This is a genomic window from Burkholderia sp. 8Y, assembly GCF_902506145.1.
Lineage (GTDB): Bacteria > Pseudomonadota > Gammaproteobacteria > Burkholderiales > Burkholderiaceae > Caballeronia.
Window position 1 is genome coordinate 1,786,138 of the sequence record NZ_LR733519.1, and the last position, 12,417, is coordinate 1,798,554.

Annotated in this window: 15 protein-coding genes; 8 read left to right on the forward strand and 7 right to left on the reverse strand. The window is 61.0% G+C overall.

The features are described from left to right. Nucleotides 1-157: 157 nt before the first annotated feature. Nucleotides 158-397 carry a hypothetical protein gene (locus GV035_RS07810; protein WP_159834382.1) on the forward strand — a complete coding sequence of 80 codons (240 nt, stop codon included), beginning with the start codon at nt 158-160 and terminating at the stop codon, nt 395-397. A gap of 119 nt (nt 398-516) precedes the next feature. Here GV035_RS07810 and GV035_RS07815 read toward each other — a convergent pair whose 3' ends face one another. Further along, entirely contained in the window at nt 517-726 is a 210-nt protein-coding gene (locus tag GV035_RS07815) for a DUF1059 domain-containing protein (RefSeq protein ID WP_159834383.1), read from the reverse strand. An 80-nt stretch (nt 727-806) separates the two neighbouring features. On the opposite strand from GV035_RS07815, the gene GV035_RS07820 reads away from it, so the two are divergent. Both GV035_RS07820 and GV035_RS07825 read left to right on the forward strand, forming a co-directional pair. Next, entirely contained in the window at nt 807-1,241 is a 435-nt protein-coding gene (locus GV035_RS07820) for a DUF3293 domain-containing protein (RefSeq protein ID WP_236572483.1), read from the forward strand. A gap of 20 nt (nt 1,242-1,261) precedes the next feature. Beyond that, nucleotides 1,262-1,648: a tautomerase family protein gene (locus GV035_RS07825; protein ID WP_159834385.1), complete on the forward strand. Its 387-nt coding sequence runs from the start codon at nt 1,262-1,264 to the stop codon at nt 1,646-1,648. Between the two features lie 221 nt (nt 1,649-1,869). Here GV035_RS07825 and GV035_RS07830 read toward each other — a convergent pair whose 3' ends face one another. After that, nucleotides 1,870-2,376 carry a M48 metallopeptidase family protein gene (locus GV035_RS07830; protein ID WP_159834386.1) on the reverse strand — a complete coding sequence of 169 codons (507 nt, stop codon included), beginning with the start codon at nt 2,374-2,376 and terminating at the stop codon, nt 1,870-1,872. A 231-nt stretch (nt 2,377-2,607) separates the two neighbouring features. Here GV035_RS07830 and GV035_RS07835 point away from each other — a divergent pair, with 231 nt between their 5' ends. The 4 genes from GV035_RS07835 to GV035_RS07850 all read left to right on the forward strand — a co-directional run bounded on the left by GV035_RS07835 (nt 2,608) and on the right by GV035_RS07850 (nt 5,848). Then, complete coding sequence (locus tag GV035_RS07835; protein ID WP_159834387.1) at nt 2,608-3,114, forward strand: metal-dependent hydrolase; 507 nt, start codon at nt 2,608-2,610, stop codon at nt 3,112-3,114. A gap of 34 nt (nt 3,115-3,148) precedes the next feature. Beyond that, nucleotides 3,149-3,643 carry an LEA type 2 family protein gene (locus GV035_RS07840; RefSeq protein ID WP_236572484.1) on the forward strand — a complete coding sequence of 165 codons (495 nt, stop codon included), beginning with the start codon at nt 3,149-3,151 and terminating at the stop codon, nt 3,641-3,643. Nucleotides 3,644-3,727: 84 nt separating this feature from the next. After that, the gene (locus GV035_RS07845; RefSeq protein WP_159834388.1) at nt 3,728-3,943 is read left to right on the forward strand and encodes a hypothetical protein; all 216 of its coding nucleotides are present in this window, start codon (nt 3,728-3,730) and stop codon (nt 3,941-3,943) included. A 519-nt stretch (nt 3,944-4,462) separates the two neighbouring features. Beyond that, nucleotides 4,463-5,848 carry an FAD-binding oxidoreductase gene (locus GV035_RS07850; RefSeq protein WP_159834389.1) on the forward strand — a complete coding sequence of 462 codons (1,386 nt, stop codon included), beginning with the start codon at nt 4,463-4,465 and terminating at the stop codon, nt 5,846-5,848. Nucleotides 5,849-5,892: 44 nt separating this feature from the next. Here GV035_RS07850 and GV035_RS07855 read toward each other — a convergent pair whose 3' ends face one another. From GV035_RS07855 to GV035_RS07870, 4 genes are all read right to left on the reverse strand, one after another. Beyond that, a complete protein-coding gene (locus tag GV035_RS07855) occupies nt 5,893-6,225 on the reverse strand; it encodes a host attachment protein (protein WP_159834390.1) in 333 nt (110 codons plus the stop codon). A 65-nt stretch (nt 6,226-6,290) separates the two neighbouring features. Then, complete coding sequence (locus GV035_RS07860) at nt 6,291-7,808, reverse strand: succinate CoA transferase (protein ID WP_159834391.1); 1,518 nt, start codon at nt 7,806-7,808, stop codon at nt 6,291-6,293. A 336-nt stretch (nt 7,809-8,144) separates the two neighbouring features. Further along, the gene (locus GV035_RS07865; RefSeq protein WP_159834392.1) at nt 8,145-8,327 is read right to left on the reverse strand and encodes a hypothetical protein; all 183 of its coding nucleotides are present in this window, start codon (nt 8,325-8,327) and stop codon (nt 8,145-8,147) included. A gap of 125 nt (nt 8,328-8,452) precedes the next feature. After that, a complete protein-coding gene (locus GV035_RS07870; protein WP_236572485.1) occupies nt 8,453-10,549 on the reverse strand; it encodes an FUSC family protein in 2,097 nt (698 codons plus the stop codon). A gap of 155 nt (nt 10,550-10,704) precedes the next feature. Here GV035_RS07870 and GV035_RS07875 point away from each other — a divergent pair, with 155 nt between their 5' ends. Next, complete coding sequence (locus GV035_RS07875) at nt 10,705-11,700, forward strand: LysR family transcriptional regulator (RefSeq protein ID WP_159834393.1); 996 nt, start codon at nt 10,705-10,707, stop codon at nt 11,698-11,700. Between the two features lie 12 nt (nt 11,701-11,712). Here the strand turns inward: GV035_RS07875 and GV035_RS07880 are convergent, their stop codons facing one another. Continuing rightward, entirely contained in the window at nt 11,713-12,399 is a 687-nt protein-coding gene (locus tag GV035_RS07880; RefSeq protein ID WP_159834394.1) for a Fe2+-dependent dioxygenase, read from the reverse strand. Nucleotides 12,400-12,417: the final 18 nt, after the last annotated feature.

Below are 12,417 nucleotides of genomic sequence, written 5' to 3' on the forward strand. Positions count from 1 at the left end.
CTGTCCTGAGCGTGCGCTTAGCACCTTCGATATTCAAGCCATACCTGCCCGAACCGTTTCGCGTGTGGGCAACGCAAAGAGAAGCGCCCGACATCAAGGGCGTTCGTCTAGGCAAGGCAGCAAGCCTTACGGACGTCAACTTGGAGGAGTCGCATTGATGGACCTGACCAGATCGCCAAAGCCGACGCTGCATGTCTTCCAGCAGGAAGGCGGGTGGCATTGGGGTATCACCGTTGAGCGCGCGGCAGGCGGCGGCATGAAAGTGGTCGCCTATAGCGACGAAGGCTTCGACTCGAAAGAAGAAGCCCGCGAGGACGGCGAGCACGTGCTGCGCTCGGAAGACTGGCACTCGCGTCAACGTTTCAGCCGCAGCGAGCGGCGCACCGGCTGCGCCTGAAAAACGGCGCGTTGCTGTTCTTCGCGGTTTCCGCTTCTTTCTCTCCAAACGACAAAACTCCCCTCAGCCCCGCGTGCCAGGCAACGCGTGGCTTGTCACGCCAACAACTGCTCCGCTTCTTATGCGGCCGGCTTTTCGAGCGGCGGCGTGCCGTCGTGGAAAAACTTCTTGAGTTCCGTTCTTAGCTCCGGCGAATCCTGATGCTGATGCACGCTCACCGCATGCTGGACGGCGGCTTGCATCAATTCGTCTTCGGAGTCGGCGGCCAGCGCGACCGTGCAGTTGCTGTCGCTCGAGCACTCGCGGCAATCGATGTACTTGCGTGTCATGGCGTCCTCCTTGCGTGAGGCGCTGTTTGAAGTATAGGTCGGTTTGCATGTCCGGACGCGCTCGGGTAACGTCCGTGCTTATGGACCATCCTTCGCTTTCCGACGCCATTCTTTCGGCGTATCGCGCCGCTCTCTACCGGATACACGGCGAGCCGGCCATCGATATGATGATCGGCGAAGAAAACGGCGCCGTCGCCGCGCTGCTGGCGCGTCACGGCGTGTCGAGCGCCGTGTTCGTGACCGCGTTCAATCCGTTCGGGCGCGAACTCAGCGCAGAGCAAAATGCCGCGCGCCAGCACATGCTCGAAGCGCGCATCGCGCAGTCGGGTTTGACTGCGTTACCCGGGGAAGGGCGCGATCCGAAAGGCATATGGACCGCCGAAGCAAGTTTTCTCGTGCTCGGCGCAGACACGCATGACGCCGACGATTTCATGCTCGCGTTCGAACAAAACGCCGTGGTCGTCGTGATGAGCGACGGCTTGCCGCAATTGCGCGTGCATCCGCGATACCGGTGAATCTCTGAAGGAGCTTGGCTATGCCGTTCGTCCGAATCGACTTGATGCAGGGAAAGGACGCCGCCTATCGCGCGACGATTGGCGATGTCGTGTACGACGCCATGCGCGCGACGCTCGACGTGCCCGAGAATGACCGCTTTCAGATCGTCGGCGAGCATGGCGCGTCGGATTTCATCGTCGATCGCGGCTATCTCGGCATTGACCGCACCGACGATTGCATCGTGATTCAGATCACGCTCAACGAAGGACGCGACGTGGAGAAGAAGCGCGCGTTCTACAAGGCTGTCGCCGATGGTCTGCACGAGCGCCTAAAAGTGCGTCGCGAAGATGTTTTCATCAGTCTGATCGAAGTGAAAAAGGAAAACTGGTCGTTCGGCAACGGCGAAGCGCAATACGCTCCCCGCTAAGATGCGCCCGCCGACGCGCGGCTGTGGCTCGTGGGTTCGACTGACGCGAGTCGCAGGCGACCGTTCTGCGTGCTGCGGACGAGCGAGCGATCGACGCCATGATGGCCCGCGATTTCCGATGTCCGATGCTGCAAACGGGTTTCGCTCAGTCTCGCTGGCAGCGCCTGACGGCTACGCGACGGCACTTGCCCGGTCCTAAGATCAACAGTCGAACACAACCGTCAAACCGCTTGACCACGCACCAGATCGCGATGCGTGAGATAGAGGCGCAGATCGAATTCGATCTGATGGTAGCCCGGCTGCATCAGCTCGCAGAGGCGATAGAACGCCTTGTTGTGATCGCTCTCCTTGAGGTGTGCGAGTTCGTGCACGACGATCATCCGCAGAAATTCGGGCGCCGTATCTTTGAAAAGCGACGCGATGCGGATCTCCTTCTTCGCCTTGAGCTTGCCGCCCTGCACCCGCGAGATGGCGGTATGCAGGCCGAGCGCGTGGCGCAGCACGTCGAGCTTGCTGTCGTAGCAGACTTTGTCGATGCCCGGCGCGACGCGCAGAAACTCATTCTTCAGATCGGCGCAGTACTGATACAGCGCGCGGTCCGACTGGACGGCGTGCTTGTGAGGATATCGTGCGTCGAGATAGGGCCCGAGCTGTTGCTGGGCAATGAGTCGGCGCACCTTGTCCTGTAGCGCGTTGGGGTAGGCGCTCAGGTATTTCAGGTGTTGCATGACGGCTGATGAGATAGATGGCCTTTGCAGCATGCGTCCACGCGCGCCGGTTGTCGCGCGCAACGGTTCCAGCAACCATTTTAGTCATAGACGCGCGACCTCGCCGACGATGCGCGCAAAGGGTGCCCCAACGCACGCAATTGCGTAAGTTTCTGTATCGCCACGCACACTGAAGCATGCGCCGTGCGAACATGCGCGCTTTCTTAAGCAAGCGGTTCAAGGCAGGTTCACATGGCATCGAGCAAGGCCCATCATGCGACGGGATGGGCAGCGGGAATCATCGCGGCGGCGCTCGTCAGCAAGGCGGCAGGCGTCGATTACCTTTCCTGCGTGTTGGCCGTCTTAGGCGGCGTGGTCGGCGCGACCGCGCCGGACTGGCTCGAAGTCGCGTGGTGGACCAGAAAGCGCAGGTTGTGGATCACGCATCGCACGCTCACGCATTGGGGCGTCGGCTGGGCCGCGCTTCTGGCGTTGTCATGGCATCTGCTCGGACGACACCCCGCCGTGCCGTTAGCATTCGGCTTCGCGTGCGGTGGCATCATGCATCTGCTGGCGGACTGGCCGAACCCGCTCGGCGTGCCGTGGATCGGCGCACGCCATTCGCTCAGGCTCTGGACAAGCGGACATTGCGACTTGATCGTCGTCGGCGCGGCGTGGATTGCGGCACTTTACGTCGCCGATGGCGTCTGGTTTCATCATGAGTATGGCCGCATGTTGCTTGGCCTCTTGCACGCCTGATCCTCGAATAATTCACGCTTTACGGACTTTGCCCATGCCAATGAATCTCGCGCAAAATCGCCTTTTTCTTGCTTTCTTCATGCTTGCCACGCTGTTGTTGGGCGGCTGCGCCAGCTTCATGAACCGCGATGCGTTGCGCGTGAATGTGGCGGGCATCGAGCCGCTCGAAGGGCAGGGGCTGGAGATGCGCTTCGCCGTGAAGCTGCGCGTGCAGAATCCTAACGACACGCCCATCGATTTCGACGGTGTCGCGCTCGATCTCGATGTGAACGGCCGCGCCTTTGCCAGCGGCGTGAGCCCGCAGCGCGGGTCGGTGCCGCGTTTCGGCGAAGTGGTCGTGTCGGTGCCGGTGACGGTATCGGCGTGGTCGGTCGCGCGGCAAGCGTTGGGCTTTGCGAGCGGCGACGCGGTCACCAAGGTCTCTTATGTTGCGCGCGGCAGGCTTGCAGGCGGACCGTTCGGCGGGGCGCGTTTCTCCGACCAGGGCACCATCGACTTCCCGAGCGGAAGCGGCGCTTTCGGCTACTAGATTTTTTGTCGCGCAAACTCTGCGCAATCACGAGCGCCCGCAGGCGCTCGCTCACATCAACGGCTCGTCAATCCACGCAAGTTAATGCGTGATGTGCAGGCCGTTTGCCTCATCGTGGCGGAATTCGGCGTGCCCGTTGCCCGGCGCTGCGTCGCGACGGGCGATCACTTCCTGGCGCTTGTGTTCGTCGCGAGCCTGGCGCGCTTCGCGTTCGTTGCGGGCATCGCGTTCGTGCGCCTCATCGACGCGCTCGCGATGCTCTTTGCGTTCGAGACGTTCGTGACGCTCGGCTTCGTGTGACTTGGCGTATGCACCCGCCGAAAGGCAGGCAATGAGAGCGGCAGCAAACAGCTTTTTCATTTCAAACATCCTTCATGTGGACATGCAGACCGGATGATCTGCAATGGCCAACAAACGCTCGCACTCGCCACGCGTTGACCTCTGTTGCTCTGGTGTAAGGACATTCAACAATGTTTGCCAGATCGGCGCTAAGTGATGCGCCTATGTAAGCATTGCGTCCCAAGCGGCAATTAAGTAAGGGATACGAATCAATTAAGGAAGCGCTGCACGTATGAAGAGCGTTTCCGGGTAACTTTGTCCGATGCATGCTAAATGTTGTGCGCGAATTGCTGTCCGGCGTCTTTACATTCCGTAATCGCAAGTCTTTAATCAACAGGCGGACGCGCTTTCCGCATCGCAATCCGCTTGCTCATCACGGCTTATGCGCCGATATCGCGCCTAGCGGAATTCTTGCGCTTTCACGTTCCGGATGGCAGGTCGGGCACGTCGCGGCGCGCTTCTCATGCAGCGAGGTCTTCTATGATCAACATTCCGGTCGAGACAATCGATACGCTTAAAACCGCCGTGCGTGGCAAAGTCATTGCGCCCACGGATTCCGAATACGACGAAGCGCGGAAGGTATGGAACGCGACTATCGACAGGCGGCCGGCGCTGATCGTGCGTTGCGCGGGAACGGCTGACGTCATCGCGGCGCTCGGCTTCGCACGCGAGCACGGCATGCTCCTTTCGATACGCGGCGGCGCGCACAATATCGCGGGCAGTGCCGTGAGCGACGACGCATTGATGATCGATCTCTCGGCGATGAAGTCCGTGCGTATCGATCCGCAGGCGAAGCGTGCGTACGTCGAACCCGGCGCACTGCTTTCGGACTTCGATCACGAGGCACAAGCCTTCGGTCTGGCCACACCGCTCGGCATCAATTCGACGACCGGCGTCGCGGGCCTCACGCTAGGCGGCGGCTTCGGCTGGATCAGCCGCAAATACGGCGTGACGGTGGACAATCTCGTCGCGGCCGACATCGTGACGGCAGACGGCAAGCTTCGCCGCGTAAGCGCCGAATCGGAGCCTGAGCTTTTCTGGGCATTGCGCGGCGGCGGAGGCAACTTCGGCGTCGTGACGCTGTTCGAGTTCCGTTTGCACGAAGTCGGGCCGCAGGTGTATGGCGGACTCGTCGTTTATCCCCTCGAACAGGCGGATCAGGTCTTGCCGAAATATCGCGCGTTCATGGCGGACGCACCCGACGAATCGACGGTCTGGGCCGTCATGCGCCTTGCGCCGCCGTTGCCGTTCCTGCCGCCGGACGTACACGGCAAGCCAGTCATTGCGCTGGCGTGCTGCTATATCGGCGAGATGGAGAACGGTGCCAAGGCGCTGCAAGCGGTGCGTGAGTTCGGCACGCCGTATGGCGAGCACGTCGGCCCGATGCCCTTCACCGCATGGCAGAAGGCATTCGATCCATTGCTCACGCCGGGCGCGCGCAATTACTGGAAGTCGCATAACTTTTCTGCGCTCGACGACGAGACATTGCGCATTCTCACGGACGCAGTGAAGGCGTTGCCCTCGCCGCATTGCGAGATCTTTATCGGCGCCATGGCTGGTCAAACCAATCGCATTCCCGCCGATGCCACCGCTTACGCGAATCGCGATTCAGCGTTCACCATCAACATACACGGCCGCTGGACGGAAGCCGCGGATGACGAGCGATGCACGCAATGGGCGCGCGACATGTTCGCCGCGTTGACGCCGCATGCCTTGGGCAGCGTCTACGTGAACTTCCTGACGGGCGATGAAGGCGATCGCGTGAAAGCGGCTTATGGACCGAACTACGAGCGGCTTGCGCAAGTCAAGCGCCGTTACGATCCCGAGAACGTGTTCCGCAGCAATCAGAACATCGGGCCAGCGTAATGTCATGAGTGGCGCGCGCCGCGATACGATGCGGCGCGCGTTGCTCAAGACCGTTCGACCACACGCTGGGCGCTGCGGGCGTCGGTGTCGCGTTCCTCGTAGACCAGCTCACGTGTTTCGCTGCTCAGACACTCGCGCAAAACGCCGAGAAACTTCGGGTCCACGGCAAGACGCAATCGATCGAAGCGATGTTGCCGCCTGCTTTGCTCAAGGAAGGCCGCAATGACTTGTGCGAAGCTCTCGCGGCTTTTCTCGCTGTCCGGTGTATCCGCGTTCCTGATGTCCTCGACCTGCTGAAGATCGACCTTGAGTCCCCGGGTTTCGAAGACGCGGGCGCGTTGGCCGTCGGCGGCGAGAACCCACGTGATGGCGGTCATGATGCTTCCTCCTGTTCGCTCAGCCCCGAGCGACGTCCGCGCCATTGTGCTCCGATTCGCAGGGATCAACAGCCCGCCGTGCTGTCGCGTTGCAGCATGGAGCCAGTCTGTGCAAAGCGTTCATGCAGCGCGAACGCCCGGTCCAGACAGTGCGGCGTGTGCCCGCCACGCGCTGCTGCGTCGCGGTAGTAGTCGCGTAAGTAATCGCGATAAAGCGGATGCGCGCACTTGTCAATCACGGTCAATGCACGCTCACGAGGCGCAAGGCCGGTCAAATTGGCGAGGCCGCGCTCGGTCACGATCACATCCACGTCGTGCTCGTTGTGATCGCAATGCGGCACCATCGGCACGATGCTGGAAACGCAGCCATTCTTTGCAATAGATTTCGTTGCAAACACGGCATACGACGCATTGCGTGCGAAGTCGCCTGAGCCGCCTATGCCGTTCATCATGTGCGTGCCGCCCACGTGCGTGGAATTCACGTTGCCGTAAATGTCGGCTTCCAGCGCGGTATTGATCGCGACGAGTCCGAGGCGGCGAATGACTTCAGGATGATTGCTTACTTCTTGCGGGCGCAGCACGAGCCGGTCGCGATAGCGGTCGAGATCCTTCAAAACCTGCGCCTGACGCTGGGCCGACAGCGTCATTGACGCGCCCGAGGCGAATGCGAGCTTGCCCGCATCGAAGAGATCGAAGGTCGAATCTTGCAGCACTTCTGAGTAGAGCGTGAGTGCTTCGAAAGGCGATGCGGCGAAGCCGGACAAAACGGCATTCGCAATGGTGCCGATGCCCGCTTGCAACGGCGGCAATGTCTTAGACAGACGCCCGCGCGACACTTCGTGCTGAAAGAATTCGATCAGATGACCGGCGATCATCGCCGTTTCTTCATCGGCGGGGAGTACGGTCGAGGGGCTGTCGGGCTGATCCGTCACGACGATGGCCGCGATCTTCTCGATTGGAATGTCGATACATGTCGTGCCAACACGATCGCGCGGGTGAACGAGCGGCAGCGGCGCGCGAAATGGGCGCGGCGCGGGCGACCAGATGTCGTGCAGTCCCTCTAGCGAGAGCGGCTGCGCGAGATTGATCTCGACGATGACCTTCTGCGCAAGCATCGCAAACGTTGCTGAATTGCCGACGGATGTGGTCGGCACAATGCCGCCGGTTTCGGTGATCGCGACGGCCTCGATGATGGCAATATCCAGCGTGCCGATGCGGTGATCGCGCAATAGTTCGACGGTTTCGGAGAGATGCTGATCGACGAACATCACTTCTCCGCAGTTGATGGCGCGCCGCAATGTGCTATCGACCTGAAACGGCAAGCGGCGCTCCAGTGCGCCTGCTTCCGTGAGAATGCGGTCGATGTCATTGCCAAGCGATGCGCCCGTCATGAGCGTGATGCGCAGCGGATCGTTTTCCTCGCGCGCCCGGCGCGCGATTTCGAGTGGCACCGCCTTCGCATCGCCCGCGCGGGTGAAGCCGCTTGTCCCCACGTGCATGCCGTTGCGCACGAGCTGCGCTGCATCGGCTGCAGAGGTGATCTTTGCGCGTAGCGCGGCACAACGGATACGGTCTTCGAACATCAATATCTCCACGAACACTGAATGAATCATGCGCTCGCATGTGCCCTTATCTCGATCGATGATCCATGCGCGAATAAAGCAAGCACGTTGACTGGACGTGGGGCTGTCGGCGGCGCGGGGATCGAATGAGTCTTGATGACTTGCGTATCGCGGCCATGCGCGATGATCGGATAGGGCTGCTGAGACTTGCGAGCGACGCCGCGATTATAGGTATTGCCTGACGCTTTCATAGCCGTGCGTGACCGCACGGCAATTCAGGATGCGATTCTTTTGCGCTTTGTCTAATTCCGGCGCGATTTACAGGCCGACGCAGCCGGATTCAGACGTTCCACCGCTTTAGCTGCCGCCGAAAAAAACGGTGCAATAGCTGGCCGGCCCGACGCATTGCTGCGTCTGATTCGACGGCTGGCTCGACGTCTGATTTGCGCTACTGCCAGCAGCAGGCGCGGACGTTTGTGCCATCGCGAGCGAAGCGCCCGAGAACATGATTGCAGCAATGACGAACTTCAGTGACTTCATCGAACTCTCCTTGAACAAGACCGCCGGCACTGATCGGCTCGGCATGAAGACACTTTAGGCTGCGCGCCCGGCGCGATAAATCGTCGCGCACGGAAGGCACATTTCCATGCAAAGGAAAGATCGGCTTAGAGAGAAGCATCGAAGGGCGCATCCGGATCGATAAGCGCACTGCGAATGAAATGCAGGCACGCGAGCATGCGTTGCACATCGCGCTGATACTCGCTGCTGTCTTCGCTCGACGCCTTTGCGCATGCGAGAAGGGCTTCTGCGACGAAGATCGACCGCACGACCGAGTTGATTGCGCGCCGAAGCGACGCACTAGAGGGCAGCCGAAAAAGCATGGCGATGTCGCGAAGCATGCGCGCCAAGGACGACGCCCACATGAGTCGAACCGCCGCTTCCTTCAAGTCGAGTGCCGCGTTTAGCACGCGCACGTCGATCATCGCCTGTCCCACTTCCAGCGTGACGAACATCCAGGCCAGAGCGCGACGATGCCCTCGCGATGACTGAGTCGAAAGGGCTAACAGTTGAGACATCAGGTCGTGCGTGCCTGAATGAAAGCGATCGCTCAGGCGAACGAGCGGTCCTTCACACGCGAGCGCGGCCTGAGCGCGCAACGCGGCGAGTGTTTTGCCGACGAGCCACCGCGTACGGGGCGGCACAACAATGGCGCACGCCATCGACGTGACGAGCATCGACACGAGAATCGCGATGCCATTGTTCAAAAGCGAAGCCGGGTCATACACGATGACGTTATCGGGCGCTGCAAGCAGGCAAAAGAAGACGCAAAAGCCGACGCCATAACCCGAGCTCGAACGGCGCATGGCTATGAAGGCGCCTATGGCAAGCGGTGGCGAGAGCACCGCGCATAGCAGCGGGAAGCCGTCTATCGCGGGATAGACGTGGCAGAGGAAGAAATAGCCGATGAACATCGCGACTGCCGTTCCCGCAGCCATCTCGGCGACGAACCGCGCTGGCCGCGCCGATGCCGACGATAGCCCACAGGCCAGCGTTGCGCCGATGAGCGCGAAGCCGCCGCTCGGCCACGCTGTGACGATCCAGAAAGCCGCGACCGCCGCCATGACCATCGCGGTGCGCGCGAACGTCGCGGCGACCACGAAGCGGTTCGTTCTGGCCACGTAGTGCGCGGCGGGCGTGTCGTCGGCTCGGCCTGCGGATAATGCCGCACGCAGGTCCGCTATGCGATTCATATCGCTGATCAATCGGTCGAGAAGCTCGGCGCAGGTGACGATGTCAAGCTGCGATGCGTCTCCCAAGCGTTCCGGCAATGACGTTCTGAAGCGTATCAACGCGTCTCTGTCGCATTTCGGCGAATCAAAGAGATCCGCGAACTCAATCAGGCAACGCGCGAGGGAGGAGGACAACAGGCTGGTGGGCAGCCGCTTTATCGATTGATCGAGCGCATGCAGGCGCGCACAGGCATTCATGAACGCGTTGTTCAACTGCGAGAGCAGCATGGGCCGAGAACGCAGCGCATGGTTTTCATAGGCCGCCAAACGGCGCGTCGCTTCGAAGCCGACGATATCCGCGACAAGTTCCGCGTAGTGCCGCTCACGCGCGCTTCGCCTGAGCCCGCCGCGTAGTAACTTGACTGCAAGTGCCTTGAAGCGAGCCTCGCGCTCCGCAAGCGTCGCGTCGAGGTTTGCACTCGCATGGCGTGGAAAGAGCAAGGCACTGACGACGCCCGAGCAGACGATGCCGAGCATGACTTCCGCGCCGCGCGTGAGCGTCGCAAGCAGAAGCTGACCGGGCGCCGTGACGAGCGGCACGCCGATCAGTGCAGCGGTATAGCCGGCCAGCACGCAGCCGTACCAACGAAACTGGCGATACCGCACCGCTAATGCCGTGCAAGCGGCAACCCATATCGTCAACGCAATGGCGTATAACTCGGCTTGCTGTATGAAGATGGCGCCCAGCACGAGCGCGGCGAGCATACCGAGCATCGTTCCGGCAAAGCGATACACGCCCTTGGCGAGCACCATGCCGGAGAACGGCTGCATGAGGACGAAGGTGGTCGTCATCGCAATGCGCGGTTGGGGCAACTCCAGGCGCATGGCGAGGCCCATCGCGAGAAACGCGGCAAGCAGCGTCTTCAATAGATGCAGCCATTGCACGCCGTCCGTTGCAAGCCAGTCTCGCCAGCCGTCGATGAATTCCCGCGCGAAGGCGGCGCTCGCGCGCGGCCGATCCATGAACGACATGTGTGCCCAGTGGCTTCTTCGTGAAGGCGCCGATTCTAGACAGCGTGACTGTGCGGATTAATGAGGGAATCAGGGAACATTCTTTCCAGAAACAATAACAATCGCTTCTGCTATTCAGCGGACAATAACGACCTTCAGGCAATTGTGACGTCTTGATGGACACCCTACAAAACATGCGGGTATTTGCCCGTGTGATTGAAGCCGGCAGCTTCACGGCCGCTGCGCAATCGATGAACTCGACGACTGGCGCGATGTCGCGCGCCGTATCCGAACTCGAAGCGCACTTACGCACCCGCCTCATGAATCGTTCGACGCGGCGCCTCGCGCTGACATCAGCAGGCGAGCGTTATTTGAAGCGCGTCTTGCAGATTCTCGCGGAGATCGACGGAGCCGAAGAAGAAGCGAGTTGCGCGCACGAGCACCCGTCCGGGACGCTGCGCATGTTCAGCTTCGCGAGCGTAGGGCAGCACTATATTCTTCCCGCCATCGCGCAATATCGCGCGCTTTACCCGGACGTCAAGGTTGAATTGACGCTGTCGCAGCGCATGCCTGATCTCTTCGAAGGCAGCAGCGACGTCGCAGTCGTCTCGGCAGGCGCGCTGTCGGATTCAGAAGTGATTTCGCACCGGCTGGGCACGACCTTCAGCATTCTGTGCGCGTCGCCCGACTATATTCGTGCGCGCGGCGCACCTGTGCAGCCTGCGGACCTCGCGGACCACGATTGCCTCACATTGCAAACGCCGGCATTTCCTGCGCGCGAATGGACGCTCGAAGGCCCGCAAGGCCGCGAGACCTTGCAGATCAGCGGGCCGGTGCAGGTGAATATCGCGGAGTCGCTTGCGGTGGCGATACGCGAGGGCATGGGCATCGGCATGCTGCCGCTCTATGCCGCAATTGATGGCTTGCGCAACGGTTCGCTGGTGCGCGTGCTGCCGCAGCATACGTTACAGCGCACGAATCTCTATGCGCTCTATGCGTCGCGTAAGTTTATCGATGCAAAGACGCGTACCTGGGTCGAATTCCTGCGTGCGCATCTTCCCGGCGTGATCGCTCGCGATGAAGCGGCGCTTGCCGGGATCGGACAGAGTGATGCGGCAAACGGCATGGCTTTACCGGTGACTAAAGCGCAGAGCGCGCGCGAGAGCCACTAGGCACGAGCTTTCTCAGGTTTCGCTCCACATGCGCAGCAGGTTGTGATAGCACCCGACGAGCGAGCGTTTCGCGGCTTCGTCGCCGTTCGTCGCATTGAGACGCTGTATCGAGTTGTCGAGATCGAATAGCAGCGCACGTTGGGCATCGTCGCGCACGAGGCTTTGTGCCCAGAAGAAGCTGGACACGCGTGCGCCACGCGTCACGGGCCGCACTTGATGCAGGCTCGTCGCGGGATACACGATGGCGTGTCCCGCTGGCAGCTTCACTTCTTGCACGCCATATGTATCTTCGATCACGAGTTCTCCGCCGTCGTAGTCTTCAGGGCGCGAAAGAAAAAGCGTGATCGATACATCGGTACGCACTCGCGCGCCATGACCGGGGACGATGCGAATCGCGCCATCGACGTGACTGCCGAAATGCATGCCGCCTTCATAGCGATTGAAAAGCGGCGGATACACGCGGTTAGGCAGCACTGCGCTAATGAAGAGCGGATGACGTTCGAGCGCACCGACGATCACATCGCCCAATTCTCGGGAAATGGCGGAGCCTTCCGCAATCTGTTGATTGCGCTTGACGGGCGCGCCTTGGTAGCCCGCCGTGGCGCGGCCATCGACCCATGAGTCGGTGGCGGCTTCGAGGCGCGAGCGCATCGCGGCGGCGTCTTCGGCGCTCAGCACGCCCGGTATCGAGAGGATCATTGCCTAAGTTCGTGAAGA